12 protein-coding genes and 3 tRNA genes are annotated in these 15,605 nt (G+C 62.6%); all 15 read left to right on the plus strand.

Annotation, left to right across the window (positions count from 1 at the left end; translation table 11 throughout):
• Positions 1–49 precede the first annotated feature (49 nt).
• Entirely contained in the window at positions 50–1,162 is a 1,113-nt protein-coding gene (gene asd / locus F8N96_RS14115; protein ID WP_150798318.1) for an aspartate-semialdehyde dehydrogenase, read from the plus strand.
• Positions 1,163–1,411: 249 nt separating this feature from the next.
• Positions 1,412–2,422 carry an aspartate-semialdehyde dehydrogenase gene (locus F8N96_RS14120; protein WP_150798319.1) on the plus strand — a complete coding sequence of 337 codons (1,011 nt, stop codon included), beginning with the start codon at positions 1,412–1,414 and terminating at the stop codon, positions 2,420–2,422.
• A gap of 208 nt (positions 2,423–2,630) precedes the next feature.
• The gene (locus F8N96_RS14125) at positions 2,631–5,399 is read left to right on the plus strand and encodes a FimV/HubP family polar landmark protein (protein ID WP_150798320.1); all 2,769 of its coding nucleotides are present in this window, start codon (positions 2,631–2,633) and stop codon (positions 5,397–5,399) included.
• 353 nt (positions 5,400–5,752) lie between these two features.
• Positions 5,753–6,577 (plus strand): tRNA pseudouridine(38-40) synthase TruA, encoded by an 825-nt coding sequence (gene truA / locus F8N96_RS14130; RefSeq protein WP_150798482.1) that lies wholly within the window; start codon positions 5,753–5,755, stop codon positions 6,575–6,577.
• A 63-nt stretch (positions 6,578–6,640) separates the two neighbouring features.
• Positions 6,641–7,264, plus strand: a complete 624-nt coding sequence (locus F8N96_RS14135; protein ID WP_150798321.1) for a phosphoribosylanthranilate isomerase — start codon at positions 6,641–6,643, stop codon at positions 7,262–7,264.
• A 240-nt stretch (positions 7,265–7,504) separates the two neighbouring features.
• Positions 7,505–8,425 carry an acetyl-CoA carboxylase, carboxyltransferase subunit beta gene (gene accD / locus F8N96_RS14140; protein ID WP_150798322.1) on the plus strand — a complete coding sequence of 307 codons (921 nt, stop codon included), beginning with the start codon at positions 7,505–7,507 and terminating at the stop codon, positions 8,423–8,425.
• The gene (folC, locus tag F8N96_RS14145) at positions 8,422–9,729 is read left to right on the plus strand and encodes a bifunctional tetrahydrofolate synthase/dihydrofolate synthase (RefSeq protein ID WP_150798323.1); all 1,308 of its coding nucleotides are present in this window, start codon (positions 8,422–8,424) and stop codon (positions 9,727–9,729) included. Before accD ends, folC begins: the two co-directional genes overlap by 4 nt.
• Positions 9,713–10,384 (plus strand): SPOR domain-containing protein, encoded by a 672-nt coding sequence (locus tag F8N96_RS14150; RefSeq protein ID WP_150798324.1) that lies wholly within the window; start codon positions 9,713–9,715, stop codon positions 10,382–10,384. The genes folC and F8N96_RS14150 overlap by 17 nt, the downstream gene beginning before the upstream one ends.
• Before the next feature lie 98 nt (positions 10,385–10,482).
• Positions 10,483–11,043, plus strand: coding sequence for a CvpA family protein (locus F8N96_RS14155; RefSeq protein WP_064676838.1), 561 nt, complete (start codon positions 10,483–10,485; stop codon positions 11,041–11,043).
• A 41-nt stretch (positions 11,044–11,084) separates the two neighbouring features.
• Entirely contained in the window at positions 11,085–12,590 is a 1,506-nt protein-coding gene (gene purF, locus F8N96_RS14160; RefSeq protein WP_150798325.1) for an amidophosphoribosyltransferase, read from the plus strand.
• Between the two features lie 197 nt (positions 12,591–12,787).
• A complete protein-coding gene (locus tag F8N96_RS14165) occupies positions 12,788–13,999 on the plus strand; it encodes an O-succinylhomoserine sulfhydrylase (protein WP_064676840.1) in 1,212 nt (403 codons plus the stop codon).
• Positions 13,996–14,772, plus strand: a complete 777-nt coding sequence (locus F8N96_RS14170; RefSeq protein WP_150798326.1) for an SDR family oxidoreductase — start codon at positions 13,996–13,998, stop codon at positions 14,770–14,772. Before F8N96_RS14165 ends, F8N96_RS14170 begins: the two co-directional genes overlap by 4 nt.
• 263 nt (positions 14,773–15,035) lie before the next feature.
• A tRNA-Val gene (locus F8N96_RS14180) sits at positions 15,036–15,111 on the plus strand.
• Between the two features lie 54 nt (positions 15,112–15,165).
• Positions 15,166–15,242 (plus strand) — tRNA-Asp (locus F8N96_RS14185).
• Positions 15,243–15,335: 93 nt separating this feature from the next.
• Positions 15,336–15,412: transfer RNA gene (locus F8N96_RS14190), tRNA-Asp, on the plus strand.
• Positions 15,413–15,605: the final 193 nt, after the last annotated feature.

The raw sequence follows: 15,605 nt of genomic DNA on the forward strand, positions 1-15,605 counted from the left end.
TTTCGCTCATGAAAGCAGCGGCCCACTTTTTAAAGAAGGTGTAGTTGCGATGAAACGTGTAGGTCTGATCGGTTGGCGCGGTATGGTCGGTTCCGTGCTCATGCAGCGGATGCTGGAAGAGCAGGATTTCGATCTTATCGAGCCGGTGTTTTTCACCACTTCCAATGTCGGTGGCCAAGGCCCGTCCGTGGGCAAGGACATTGCTCCGCTCAAGGACGCTTACAGCATTGAAGAGCTGAAAACCCTCGACGTGATTCTGACGTGCCAGGGTGGCGACTACACCAGCGAAGTCTTCCCCAAACTGCGTGAAGCCGGCTGGCAGGGCTACTGGATCGACGCCGCTTCCAGCCTGCGCATGCAGGATGACGCGGTGATCGTGCTGGACCCGGTGAACCGCAAGGTCATCGACCAGCAGCTCGACGCGGGCACCAAGAACTACATCGGCGGCAACTGCACCGTCAGCCTGATGCTGATGGGCCTGGGCGGTCTGTTCGAAGCCGGTCTGGTGGAGTGGATGAGCGCCATGACCTATCAGGCGGCCTCCGGTGCCGGCGCGCAGAACATGCGTGAACTGATCAAGCAGATGGGCGCGACCCACGCCGCTGTCGCCGATCAACTGGCTGACCCGGCCAGCGCCATCCTCGACATCGACCGCCGTGTCGCCGACGCCATGCGCAGCGACGCGTACCCGACCGAAAACTTCGGCGTACCGCTGGCCGGCAGCCTGATCCCGTGGATCGACAAGGAACTGCCGAACGGCCAGAGCCGCGAAGAGTGGAAGGCCCAGGCCGAGACCAACAAGATTCTCGGTCGCTTCAAGAGCCCGATCCCGGTGGACGGCATCTGCGTGCGCATCGGCGCCATGCGCTGCCACAGCCAGGCGCTGACCATCAAGCTGAACAAAGACGTGCCGATCGCCGACATCGAAGGGCTGATCAGCCAGCACAACCCTTGGGTCAAGCTGGTGCCGAACAGCCGCGAAGCCAGCATTCAGGAACTGAGCCCGACGAAAGTCACCGGCACCCTGAACGTACCGGTCGGCCGTCTGCGCAAGTTGAACATGGGCACGCAGTACGTCGGCGCGTTCACCGTCGGCGACCAACTGTTGTGGGGCGCGGCTGAACCGCTGCGTCGCATGCTGCGGATCCTGCTCGAGCGTTGATCGATTGAAGCAATGAAAGAACCCGTGCCTTGAAAGAGGTGCGGGTTTTTTTTGCCTGCCGATCGTTCCCACGCTCCGCGTGGGAACGTATCCCGTGACGCTCCGCGTCACTGCCTCAACAGCGGACGCAGAGCGTCCATGGCGGCATTCCCACGCAGAGCGTGGGAACGATCAGGGTGGGGCGTGAATTGCCTGCACGCCACCCACCCGGTAAAGTGCCGCTCCCCCCGTTTCGCCAGAGGTAAAACCATGAGCCAGTCCTTTGATATTGCCGTGATCGGCGCCACCGGTACTGTCGGCGAAACGCTGGTGCAGATTCTCGAAGAGCGCGACTTCCCGGTCGGCAACCTGCACCTGCTGGCCAGCAGCGAATCGGCCGGGCATTCGGTGCCGTATCGCGGCAAGAACGTGCGGGTGCGGGAAGTCGATGAGTTCGACTTCAGCAAGGTCCAGCTGGTGTTCTTCGCCGCCGGCCCGGCGGTCACCCTGAGTTTCGCCTCGCGCGCTACCGCCGCCGGTTGTTCGCTGATCGACCTGTCGGGCGCCTTGCCGGCCGATCAGGCGCCGCAGGTGGTGCCGGAAGCCAATGCACAGGTGCTGGCCGGTTTGAAAAAGCCCTTCCAGGTCAGCAGCCCAAGCCCGTCGGCCACCGCGCTGGCCGTGGTGCTGGCGCCATTGCTAGGTTTGCTCGACCTGCAGCGCATCCACCTGACCGCTGCTTTGGCGGTCTCGGCCCAAGGTCGCGAAGCCGTGACCGAGCTGGCCCGGCAAACCGCCGAGCTGCTCAATGTGCGCCCGCTGGAACCGACGTTCTTCGATCGGCAGATGGCCTTCAACCTGCTGGCGCAAGTCGGCAAGCCGGATGAACAAGGCCATACGCTGCTGGAAAAACGCCTGGTGCGCGAACTGCGCCAGGTCATGGCCCTACCGGCATTGAAGATTTCGGTCACGTGCATTCAAGCCCCGGTGTTTTTTGGCGATAGCTTCAGTGTGACCTTGCAGTCGGCGAGCGACATCGACCTGGGGAAAGTCAACGCCGCCCTGGAAGACGCCCCGGGCATCGAACTGGTGGAAGCCGGCGATTATCCGACGCCGGTCGGCGATGCGGTCGGGCAGGACGTGGTCTACGTTGGTCGGGTTCGTCATGGAATCGACGACCTGTCGGAACTAAATGTGTGGCTGACGTCAGATAACGTGCGCAAAGGCGCGGCGCTCAACGCTGTGCAGGTGGCTGAATTGTTGATAAAACAATTTGTGTAAAAGATACTTGGCAACAATTTTTCCAAGGGTTCCAGCCAACGCTATGCTTGGTCCGGACTGCTGAAGGCAAGCCTCCCTGCGGGGCTTTCCACGGCATGAATGAAACGATCGCGCGCGACGACTCCTCGTTGCCGCGCGCAATGCCTTGCGGCAGCGACTATCAACACCTTCTCGCTGGCCGAGGAATGTTCAAACAAAGGATGAGGCTATGGTTCAAGTTCGCAAACTGGTGTTAGCAATAGCGGCCGCCTCGGCGCTGTCCTCCGGTGTGGCGCATGCGCTCGGGCTTGGGGAACTGACCCTGAAATCGACGCTGGACCAGCCGCTGGTGGCGGAAATCGAATTGCTCGACGTCAAGGAACTCACCGCTGCCGACGTGGTGCCGAGCCTGGCTTCGCCGGAAGAATTCGCCAAGGCCGGGGTCGACCGCCAGGCGTTTCTCAACGACCTGAGCTTTACCCCCGTGCTCAACCCCAGCGGTAAAAGCATCCTGCGTGTGACGTCCAGCAAGCCCCTGTCCGAACCGATGGTGAAATTCCTGGTTCAGGTCATGTGGCCCAACGGTCGCCTGCTGCGCGATTACAGCGTGCTGCTCGACCCGTCCAAATTCTCGCCGCAGACCGCCGATGCGGCTGCGCAGCCGGCGCCGACGTCAGCCGTCACCGCCCCCGTGACCGGTGCCACCGAACCTGGCCAATACACCACCACGCCACGGGACACCCTGTGGGAAATCGCAGCGAAGGCGCGCAATGGCGGCTCGGTCCAGCAAACCATGCTGGCCATCCAGGCGCTGAACCCGGATGCCTTCATCGGCGGCAACATCAACCGCCTGAAAACCGGTCAGGTATTGCGGCTGCCGGATCAGGCGCAAAGCACCCAACTGCCGCAGCGCGAAGCCATTGCCGTAGTGGCCGCGCAGAACACGGCATGGCGCCAGGGCCGGCGCTATGTGCCGAAGGCCGGGGCAGGGCAGCAGCAACTCGATGCCACCAACCGTCCGCGTGGCGATGGCACGGCTGCGCAACCCGCCAGGGACAATTTGAGCCTGGTGTCTGCCGAGACCGGGAAGGCCGGCAAAGGTGTCGCAGGCGACGCCAAGGCCTTGAACAACAAGCTGGCCATGACTCAGGAAAACCTCGACACGACCCGTCGTGACAACGAGGAACTGAAAAGCCGCATGACCGATCTGCAAAGTCAGCTGGACAAGCTGCAGCGCCTGATCGAACTGAAGAACAATCAACTGGCCAGGTTGCAGGCCGAAGGCGCCGCGGACGCTCCTGTTGATGCGGCAGCCGCTGCGGCGATTTCCGCTGAACTGACGGCCGATCCTGCGGCGGCGCCTGGGCAAGCGAATGCCGATACCCCGGTGGCAGCGCCTGGGCAAGCGGATGCGGCCATACCTGCATCCGAGGCAACCCCGGCTGCAACCGAGACCACCCCGGCACCGGGCGAAACGCCAGTGGAGCCGACGCCGGCAGCGTCCGACGAACAGAAATTCAACGAACTGTTGACCAATCCGGCACTGCTGGGGCTGGTGGGTGGCGGGGCCGTGGTGCTGCTGCTGTTGCTGCTGTTGCTGGCTCGTCGCCGCAAAGCGCAGCAAGAAGCCGAGAAACATGTACGCATGGCCCGGGAACTCGCCGAAGAGCAGCAAAACCCTGCCGAACAGGATCAGTTGGAAGACAGCTTCGAAGGCCTGGAAGTACCGCCGCCGAGTGTCAAGCTCAATACCGCGCCAGCGCCAGATCCAGCTCCGGTACCAGCTCCAACTCCAGCTCCAACTCCAGCGCCTGCGCGCGCTCCGCTGATTGTTCCGGTCGTGGTCACGCCGCCGATTGCCGCGCCACTGGTATCGCCGGCTGTCGATCGCCACGATGACGATGTACTGCGCAAGGCGCATACGCATTTTGCCGCCGGTCGCCTGAACCAGGCTGCCGCACTGCTTGAAGACAGCATCAAATATGAGCCGCAACGCAGTGACCTGCGCCTGAAGCTGATGGAAGTCTACGGCCAGCAGGGCATCCGTGACGCGTTTGTCGCCCAGGAACGCCAACTGGTGGCCAATGGCGAGAACTTTGCCCGGGTCGAACAGCTGAAAAACCGCTTCCCGGCCATGGCCCTCGCAGCCGGGGGCGGTATCGCCGCTGCCTCCATGGCGGCCGAGTTGGACGCGCAATACCTCAGGGAGTTGCTGCTGGACGAACCGCAGGCGCCAGCGGTGCCCGATGACTTCGACAGTGCTTTCGACCTGAGTCTGGCTGAGCCACAAAGTCCTGCGGCGGCGCCAGCGGTGCCCGATGACTTCGACAGTGCCTTCGATCTGAGTCTGGATGAGCCGCAAAGCCCTGCGGCGGCACCGGTTGCACCGGCACCGGCACCGGATACTGTGGCCGAACTGGATGATTTTCCGCTGGAAGACGACTTGAGCTTCGGGTCGGTGTTGCAACAGCAGACTGAAGCCAGGGAAAACCTCGACGACCTGTCGGACTTCGATCTGGACATGGACCTCGGTGGCGATGCGTCGCCGGCGATCCTGGCCGAAGACGATTTCCTGTTGAGCCTGGATGACGAGGTCAAGGATGCGGCCGTTGCTCCAGCGCCGGCCGCTCCGGCCCCGGACGATCTCGAGTTGCCGGCCGACTTCGACCTGTCCCTGGCCGATGAAATGGACGCCCCTGCCGCTCCGGAAACCTTTGCCGCCGACCTGAGCGATGTCAACGCCGAGCTCGACCGTCTGTCGCAGAGCCTTGGCGAGCCGACCTTCACCGCGCAAGACGCCTTGGCCTCAGCGGATGACGAGCCGGAATTCGACTTCCTTTCCGGCGCCGACGAAGTCGCCACCAAGCTCGACCTGGCCCAGGCCTACATCGACATGGGCGATGCCGATGGTGCACGGGATATCCTCAACGAGGTGGTGACCGAGGGTGACGCAGGCCAGAAGGATGAAGCCAAGGAACTGCTTTCGCGCCTGGCTTGATTGGTTAGCATGGCTTGAACAGAACGGCAGCCCATTGGGGCTGCCGTTTTTGTTTGCGGGTGATGAGATGGCGACTGTCAGGCCGCCATCGCGAGCAGGCTCGCTCCCACATTGGATCGGGGTTGCCTGCATGTGTGTTTGACACAAATCCTCTGTGGATAGGGGTTGCCTGCATCATGTGTGTTTGACACAAATCCCCTGTGGGAGCGAGCCTGCTCGCGAAGAGGCCCTCACATTCAACACGCTATCAACGGTTGCACTGGCGTCCCGGAGCCGCGGCCTTATAATGCCCGCCTTTGCGTACATCAGCAGGCTGTCACTCCTTGGCAAATATAGATAACCCGGCCGCCGAAATGGCGGCCGACGGCTTTTTCCGGATCGCGTTGGGCGTTGAATACAAGGGCTCGCGTTATCGCGGCTGGCAGCGCCAGGCCTCTGGCGTGCTCACCGTGCAGGAAACCCTCGAAAAGGCCCTGTCCAAAGTCGCCGATTCACCCGTGTCGCTGCTCTGCGCCGGACGCACCGATGCCGGTGTGCATGCCTGCGGGCAGGTGGTGCACTTCGACACGCCCGTCGAGCGCTCGCTGAAAGCCTGGGTCATGGGCGCCAACATCAACTTGCCCCACGACGTCAGCGTCAGCTGGGCCAAGGTCATGCCGGCGCATTTCCATGCGCGCTTCAAGGCCATCGCCCGGCGCTATCGCTATGTGATCTACAACGATCAGATCCGTCCGGCGCACATGAATGACGAAGTCACCTGGAACCACCGCCCGCTCGACGTCGAGCGCATGGCCGAGGCGGCGCAGTACCTGGTCGGCACCCATGATTTCAGCGCTTTCCGCGCCGGTCAGTGCCAGGCCAAGTCGCCGATCAAGGAGCTGCATCACCTGCGGGTCACCCGTCACGGCAAGATGATCGTGCTGGACATCCGCGCCAGTGCCTTCCTGCACCATATGGTGCGCAACATCGCCGGGGTGCTGATGACCATCGGTGCCGGCGAGCGCCCGGTCGAGTGGATGAAAGAGGTCCTGGAAAGCCGCATTCGCCGCTCCGGCGGGGTGACGGCGCACCCGTTCGGCTTGTACCTGGTGCAGGTCGAGTACCGCGACGAGTTCCAATTGCCCGAGCGTTACATCGGGCCGCACTTCTTGACCGGCTTCTCGGAACTTGACGGCTGACGCCTTCGAACGCTTTTGTTACCATCCGGGACTTTCTCGGATTTACCGTGGGGTTGTCTCGACATGTCGTCCGTTCGCAGCAAGATTTGCGGCATTACCCGCGCGGAAGATGCGTTGGCCGCGGTCGAGGCCGGGGCCGATGCCCTCGGCTTTGTGTTCTACGCCAAGAGCCCGCGGGCCGTGACGTTTGCGCAGGCGCGCTCGATCATCAAGGCACTGCCGCCGTTCGTGACCACCGTGGGCCTGTTCGTCAACGCCAGCCGCTGCGAGTTGGGGGAAATCCTCGACGCCGTGCCGCTGGACCTGTTGCAGTTCCATGGCGACGAAACCGCGGCCGACTGCGAAGCCTGGCACCGCCCGTACATCAAGGCGCTGCGGGTCAAGGCCGGGGATGACATCGCGGCGGCCTGCGATGCTTTTCCAAGTGCCAGCGGCATCCTGCTGGATGCCTACGTCGAAGGCGTACCCGGCGGAACCGGGGAGGCGTTCGACTGGTCTCTGATACCGCAAGGCTTGAGTAAGCCGATTATCCTGGCGGGCGGGTTGACGCCGGACAACGTTGCCGAGGCCATTGCCCGGGTTCGGCCTTATGCCGTGGATGTCAGCGGCGGGGTAGAGGCGAGCAAAGGGATCAAGGACCACGCAAAGATTCAAGCGTTTATCAACGCCGTACGTACGAACTCATAGGAACTGGCAGGAGCTGGCGTTGATGTGACGGCTGGCAGACTGCCGCCGTCCACTGCACTGTACAAAAAAGATGCACCTGCACAAAGCAGGCACGGCTGAGGGTGTTTTGGGTTGTACGCAGGTCGCGTCTCGCTGGCCCGGCAATCCATCGATCATCGCCGCACACATGAATTTAGCTCAAGGGCATACGCGGGGCTGCGAACCAGAGCGTTCGGGCCGCCGGTACTGGAGAAAGAAAGCATGAGCAACTGGTTAGTAGACAAACTGATCCCTTCGATCATGCGTTCCGAGGTCAAGAAGAGCTCGGTGCCTGAAGGTCTGTGGCACAAATGCCCGTCTTGCGAGGCTGTGCTGTATCGTCCGGAGCTGGAAAAGACCCTGGACGTTTGCCCCAAGTGCAACCACCACATGCGTATCAGCGCCCGCGCGCGCATCGACATCTTCCTCGACGTTGAAGGCCGTGCCGAACTGGGTGCGGACCTGGAGCCGGTCGACCGTCTGAAATTCCGCGACGGCAAGAAGTACAAGGATCGCCTGACCGCTGCCCAGAAGCAGACCGGCGAAAAAGACGCGCTGATCTCCATGAGCGGCTCCCTGCTGGGCATGCCGGTGGTGGTGTCGGCCTTCGAATTCTCCTTCATGGGCGGTTCGATGGGCGCGATCGTCGGTGAGCGCTTCGTGCGCGCCGCCAACTACGCGCTGGAACACCGTTGCCCGATGATCTGCTTCGCCGCCTCCGGTGGTGCGCGGATGCAGGAAGCCCTGATCTCGCTGATGCAAATGGCCAAGACCTCCGCGGTACTGGCGCGTCTGCGCGAAGAAGGCATTCCGTTCATCTCCGTACTGACCGACCCGGTCTACGGCGGCGTTTCCGCCAGCCTGGCGATGCTCGGCGACGTGATCGTCGGTGAGCCCAAAGCCCTGATCGGCTTCGCCGGCCCGCGCGTGATCGAGCAGACCGTGCGTGAAAAACTGCCGGAAGGCTTCCAGCGCAGCGAGTTCCTGCTGGAACACGGCGCGATCGACATGATCATTCCCCGCCAGGAGCTGCGTCCGCGCCTGGGCAACCTGCTGGCACAAATGATGGGCCTGCCGACGCCTACATTCGTCGCCGCCCCCATCGAGCCGATCGTGGTTCCACCGGTGCCTGCCAACATATGACCCAACGTACCCTTGGCGAGTGGCTCGCCTACCTCGAGCAGTTGCACCCTTCGGCCATCGACATGGGCCTTGCGCGTTCGCAACAGGTAGCGTCCCGCATGGGACTGGGCAAGCCGGCGCCTCGGGTGATCACGGTCACCGGCACCAACGGCAAGGGTTCCACCTGTGCGTTCGTGGCCTCGTTGCTGCGGGCGCAAGGCCTGAAAGTCGGGGTTTACAGTTCTCCGCACCTGCTGCGTTACAACGAGCGGGTGCAGGTCAATGGCGTCGAAGCCACTGACGCCGAGCTGTGCCAGGCCTTCGTGGCCGTCGAGGCCGGTCGTGGCGACACGTCCCTGACGTACTTCGAAATGGGCACCCTGGCGGCGTTCTGGCTGTTTCAACAGGCCGGTCTCGATGCGGTGGTGCTGGAAGTCGGGCTGGGCGGGCGCCTGGACACGGTCAACGTGGTGGATGCCGACATGGCGCTGGTCACCAGCATCGGCGTCGATCACACCGATTACCTGGGCGATACCCGTGAGTCCGTGGCCTTCGAAAAAGCCGGCATCTTCCGCCAGGGCGCGCCTGCGCTCTGCGGCGATCTGAATCCTCCCCAAACGTTGCTGGACAAGGCGCGCGAGCTCAATTGCCCGTTTTTCCTGCGTGGCCGCGATTTTGACCTGGGTGTGACCGATCACGCCTGGCAATGGCGCGGTCTTGACGCGCAAGGGCGGGTGGTCGAACTGCGTGACCTGCCGTTGCTCGATCTGCCGATGGAAAACGCCGCGCTGGCGTTGCAAGCCTATCTGCTGCTCGGCCTGCCTTGGGTGGATGGGCAGATCAAGGCTGCCTTGAAAGCAACGCGGGTGGTCGGTCGTCTCGATCGCCGCCAGTTCGATTGGCAGGGCAAGCGTCTGAACCTGTTGCTGGACGTGGGTCACAACCCCCATGCGGCCGAGTATCTGGCTCGCCGCCTGGCCAGTCGACCACCGGCCGGCCGGCGTCTGGCGGTGTTCGGCTTGTTGGCGGACAAGGATCTGGATGGTGTTGTCGGCGAATTGAATGCTAGTGTCGAGCATTGGGCCGTCGCGCCGCTGGATTCGCCACGGGCACGACCGGTCGGCGATTTGCACCGGGCACTACAGAACCTCGGCGCGTCGGTAACGTCTTATGACAGTGTGGTCGCCGCCCTGGAAGGGCAGTGTGCACTGGCGACGAGCGACGACGAGATTCTGTTGTTCGGATCATTTTATTGTGTCGCCGAGGCCCTGGAATGGCTGGCCCGGCGCTCCACGGAGGACGCGGCAAATGGCATTGCTGGATAAGGCATACAAACAGCGCATGGTGGGCGCCCTGGTTCTGGTGGCGCTGGCGGTGATTTTTCTGCCGATGCTGTTTTCCCGCCAGGACGAACAGCGTCAGGTGACGGTCGAAGCGCCGGCCGCCCCGCAAGCCCCTGCAGTGCCGCAAGTGCAGGTCGAGCCAGTGATTGTGCCCGAGCCGCAAGCCTTGCCGCAGGAGCCGGTGCCGAGCGACGACGAAATCGCTCAGCAACAGCCGTCGACGCCGATTGCACCGACTGCGCCCGTGGCGCCGGCCCCCGCCGCCAAACCGGTGACGCCGCCTCCAGCGCCTGTGCCGATGACCAAACCGACCACTGCACCGTCCCAGCCGATCACGGCCGGGCCGGGTGCGCCGGGCAAACCGGATACCACCCAGAGCCGGGTCGATGCCAACGGCCTGTCGGTCAGCTGGTCGGTGCAAGTGGCCAGCCTGGCGAACCGGGCCAGCGCGGAAAGCCTGCAGAAAAAACTGCGCAGCCAGGGCTATAACGCCTATATCCGCACGGCCGACGGCAAGAATCGGGTGTTCGTCGGGCCGCTGATCGAGCGCGCGGAAGCCGATCGCCTGCGTGACTTGTTGAGTCGCCAGCAGAACCTCAAGGGCTTTGTGGTGCGTTTCCAGCCGGAACGCGGTTAAAACTATCGCGCCGATTTGTAATGCACGGTCAATCGCAGCTTACCGATAAGCATGGGCTCTGCTAAAATGCGCCGCCTTATCCGTCTGTAGGCTGCACTGTGCCATTTACCTGGGTTGATTGGGCGATCGTTGCAATCGTCGCCATCTCCGCATTGATCAGTCTGAGCCGCGGCTTCGTCAAGGAAGCATTATCGCTGGTGACCTGGATCATCGCAGGAGTCGTCGCCTGGCTGTTCGGTGGTGCATTGTCCGAATACCTCGTCGGGTACATCGAAACGCCATCGGCTCGTGTGATCACGGGCTGTGCCATCATGTTTGTCGCCACGCTGATCGTAGGCGCAATGATCAATTATCTTATCGGCGAGTTGGTTCGCGTCACCGGGCTTTCCGGGACCGATCGATTCCTCGGCATGGCCTTCGGTGCCGCGCGTGGCGTGTTGCTGGTGGTCGTGGCGGTCGGGCTGTTGAGCCTGGGGCCGGTACAGCAGGACGAGTGGTGGAAACAATCGCAACTCGTGCCAAAATTTTTATTGGTCGCAGACTGGTCCAAAAACCTGATTCTCGGGTGGAGCAGTCAGTGGCTTGCCAGCGGTATCAGCGTACCCGCTGAGATACCGTTCAAGGAGCACCTCTTGCCGACGGCCAAAACGCCTCAGTGAGTTGTGTTCAGTTCAGATCCATTAAGTAGGGGTTGCGTCGCATGTGTGGCATCGTCGGTATCGTCGGTAAGTCGAACGTCAATCAGGCGCTGTATGACGCGCTAACCGTCCTCCAGCACCGCGGCCAGGACGCTGCCGGTATCGTGACCAGCCATGATGGCCGGTTATTCCTGCGCAAGGACAATGGCCTGGTACGTGACGTGTTCCATCAACGTCACATGCAGCGCCTGGTCGGCCACATGGGCATTGGCCATGTGCGTTACCCGACCGCGGGCAGCTCGACTTCGGCCGAAGCCCAACCGTTTTACGTCAACTCGCCTTACGGCATCACCCTGGCGCACAACGGTAACCTGACCAACGTTGAACAGCTGGCCAAGGAGATTTACGAATCTGACCTGCGCCACGTCAACACCAACTCCGATTCGGAAGTGCTGCTGAACGTGTTCGCGCACGAACTGGCCCAGCGCGGCAAGCTGCAGCCAACCGAAGAAGACGTGTTCGCCGCTGTTACTGACGTGCACAACCGTTGCGTCGGCGGCTACGCGGTCGTGGCGATGATCACCGGCTACGGCATCGTCGGTTTCCGCGACCCGCACGGCATCCGCCCGATCGTCTTCGGCCAGCGTCACACCGACGAAGGCGTCGAGTACATGATCGCTTCCGAAAGCGTGTCCCTGGACGTGCTCGGGTTCACCCTGATTCGCGACCTGGCGCCGGGCGAAGCGGTCTACATCACTGAAGACGGCAAGCTGCACACCCGCCAGTGCGCGACCAACCCGTCCCTGACCCCGTGCATCTTCGAACACGTGTACCTGGCGCGTCCGGACTCGATCATCGACGGCGTCTCGGTGTACAAGGCCCGCCTGCGCATGGGCGAGAAGCTCGCCGACAAGATCCTGCGCGAGCGGCCGGATCACGACATCGACGTGGTCATCCCGATCCCGGACACCAGCCGCACCGCGGCCCTGGAGCTGGCGAACCACCTGGGCGTGAAGTTCCGCGAAGGCTTCGTGAAGAACCGCTACATCGGCCGGACCTTCATCATGCCGGGCCAGGCGGCACGGAAAAAATCCGTACGCCAGAAGCTCAACGCCATCGAGCTGGAATTCCGCGGCAAGAACGTGATGCTGGTGGACGACTCCATCGTTCGCGGCACCACCTGCAAGCAGATCATCCAGATGGCGCGCGAAGCCGGCGCCAAGAACGTCTACTTCTGCTCCGCGGCACCGGCCGTGCGCTACCCGAACGTCTACGGCATCGACATGCCGAGCGCCCACGAACTGATCGCCCACAACCGTTCGACCCAGGACGTGGCCGACCTGATCGGTGCAGACTGGTTGATCTATCAGGACCTGCCTGACTTGATCGAAGCGGTCGGTGGCGGCAAGATCAAGATCGACAAGTTCGATTGCGCGGTGTTCGACGGCCAGTACGTGACCGGCGATGTCGACGAGGCTTACCTGAACAAGATCGAGCAGGCGCGTAACGATGCCTCCAAGGTCAAGACCCAGGCGGTCAGTGCGATCATCGATCTGTACAACAACTAATGTAACGACCGGCCTGTTGTAGGTGCGCTTGTGTGTGTAGGAGCTGGCTTGTGTAGGAGCTGGCTTGCCAGCGAAGGCGGTGCCACAGGCAACTTTGATGTTGAATGTGACGGCCCCTTCGCTGGCAAGCCAGCTCCTACAGGGGCCCCCTCCAGGCCGGTTTTGTATCTACTACGGTTTAGGCAAGGAGTGACAGCATGAGTCAGGATTGGGATGCCGGTCGGCTGGACAGCGACCTCGAAGGCGTAGCGTTCGATACCCTGGCCGTACGCGCCGGTCAGCACCGCACGCCGGAAGCGGAACACGGTGATCCGATGTTCTTCACCTCCAGCTACGTATTCCGTACCGCTGCCGACGCGGCGGCACGCTTTGCCGGGGAAGTGCCGGGCAACGTCTACTCGCGCTACACCAACCCGACCGTGCGCGCGTTCGAAGAGCGCATCGCCGCGCTGGAAAGCGCCGAGCAAGCGGTGGCCACGGCGACCGGCATGGCCGCGATCATGGCCGTGGTGATGAGCCTGTGCAGCGCTGGCGATCATGTGCTGGTGTCGCGCAGCGTCTTCGGCTCGACCATCAGCCTGTTCGAGAAGTACTTCAAGCGTTTTGGCATCGAGGTCGACTACGTGCCCCTGGCGGACCTGTCCGGTTGGGATGCGGCGATCAAGGCCAATACCAAATTGCTGTTCGTCGAGTCGCCGTCCAACCCGCTGGCGGAACTGGTGGACATCGCCGAACTGTCGAACATCGCTCACGCCAAAGGCGCGATGCTGGTGGTCGACAACTGCTTCTGCACCCCGGCGTTGCAGCAGCCGCTGAAACTGGGCGCGGACATCGTCGTGCATTCGGCGACCAAGTTCATCGACGGCCAGGGCCGTTGCATGGGCGGTGTGGTAGCCGGTCGTAGCGAGCAGATGAAAGAAGTGGTCGGTTTCCTGCGTACCGCCGGGCCGACCCTGAGCCCGTTCAACGCCTGGATCTTCCTCAAGGGCCTGGAAACCCTGGGTCTGCGGATGAAGGCCCATTGTGCCAACGCCCAGCAACTGGCCGAATGGCTGGAGCAGCAGGACGGCATCGAGAAAGTCCATTACGCCGGCCTACAGAGCCATCCGCAGCACGAACTGGCCTTGCGTCAGCAGAAGGGCTTCGGCGCGGTAGTGAGCTTTGAGGTCAAGGGCGGCAAAGAGGGCGCCTGGCGCTTTATCGATGCGACGCGCCTGATTTCCATCACCGCCAACCTCGGTGACACCAAGACCACCATCACTCACCCGAGCACCACCTCCCACGGCCGTCTGGCGCCGCAGGAACGTGAAGCCGCGGGTATCCGTGACAGCCTGATCCGCATCGCGGTCGGCCTGGAAGACGTGGCAGACCTGCAAGCCGATCTGGCGCGCGGCCTGGCTGCGCTGTGATCCAATTGTCGACGCCGGGCACCGGCACCAACGGCCGCGTCGCCCTGGTCACCGGGGCTGCGCGGGGCATCGGCCTGGGCATTGCGGCGTGGCTGATCAGCGAAGGCTGGCAGGTGGTGCTGACCGACCTGGACCGGGTGCGCGGTTCGAAAGTGGCGAAGGTGCTGGGCGACAACGCCTGGTTCATCGCCATGGACGTCTCCAACGAAGGGCAGGTGGCGCTGGGCGTCGCCGAGGTGCTGGGGCAATTCGGGCGCCTGGATGCGCTGGTGTGCAACGCGGCGGTGGCCGACCCGCATAACATCACCCTGGAAAGCCTCGATCTGGCGTACTGGAACCGGGTGCTGGCGGTGAACCTCAGCGGGCCGATGCTGTTGGCCAAGCACTGTGCGCCCTACCTGCGCGCTCACAGCGGTGCGATCGTCAATCTGGCCTCGACCCGCGCCGGGCAGTCGGAACCCGACACCGAGGCCTACGCGGCGAGCAAGGGCGGCCTGCTGGCCCTGACGCACGCCCTGGCGATCAGCCTCGGGCCGGAAATCCGCGTCAACGCGGTCAGCCCGGGCTGGATCGATGCGCGGGACCCGTCGGTGCGCCGTGCCGAGCCGCTGTCCGATGCCGACCATGCCCAGCATCCCGCGGGCAGGGTAGGGACGGTCGAGGACGTGGCGGCGATGGTGGCCTGGCTGCTGTCGAAGAATGCCGGGTTTGTCACGGGGCAGGAGTTCGTGGTGGATGGCGGCATGACCAAGAAGATGATCTACAGCGAGTAGTAGGGCGGGGGAACTGTCCCCAGCATTGATGTTGAATGTGCCCCCTCTTCGCGAGCAGGCTCGCTCCCACAGGGGATTGCTGCCATGCACAAATATTGTGTTCACCCGAAATCTACTGTGGGAGCGAGCCTGCTCGCGAAAGCGGTCTGGCAGTCGCCGCCGACCCGAAACGACATGTTTTTGTCTTTTTAAGAAAAACTTCAAGCAGGCTATTGACTTAGCTTCGTTAGGTGCGTAAATTTCGCGGCCTCGGAGAAGCAAACGGGTGATTAGCTCAGCTGGGAGAGCGTCTGCCTTACAAGCAGAATGTCGGCGGTTCGATCCCGTCATCACCCACCACTTCTTGAGAGTCTTGCGCAAGCAAGACGGAAGCTGAAAAGCCTCCACCGACGCGCAGCGGTAGTTCAGTCGGTTAGAATACCGGCCTGTCACGCCGGGGGTCGCGGGTTCGAGTCCCGTCCGCTGCGCCATATTTGCGAGTCAGGTTTTACCTGGCTCGAGATTGAAAAGCCTCGAAGCTTTCCAGTCAGACGATTTACCTGGACGCAAGTCCAAAGCGATACGCAGCGGTAGTTCAGTCGGTTAGAATACCGGCCTGTCACGCCGGGGGTCGCGGGTTCGAGTCCCGTCCGCTGCGCCATATCTGCCTCAAGGCCCACTGAACGCCTTGATGCTACGAAGAAGATTGCTGGCAAGCCAGTGTCTGATTCGAGTCGATAGCAAAGACCCTGGTCGAAAGACCGGGGTTTTTTGTGCCTGCGATTTGGCTTTTCCTCCTTTTCCCTCGCGCCGCCTCTCATTTTCGTGCCCGTCGATCCGGTAGGCGCGATGAT

This window comes from Pseudomonas fluorescens (genome assembly GCF_902497855.1).
GTDB lineage: Bacteria > Pseudomonadota > Gammaproteobacteria > Pseudomonadales > Pseudomonadaceae > Aquipseudomonas > Aquipseudomonas fluorescens_BI.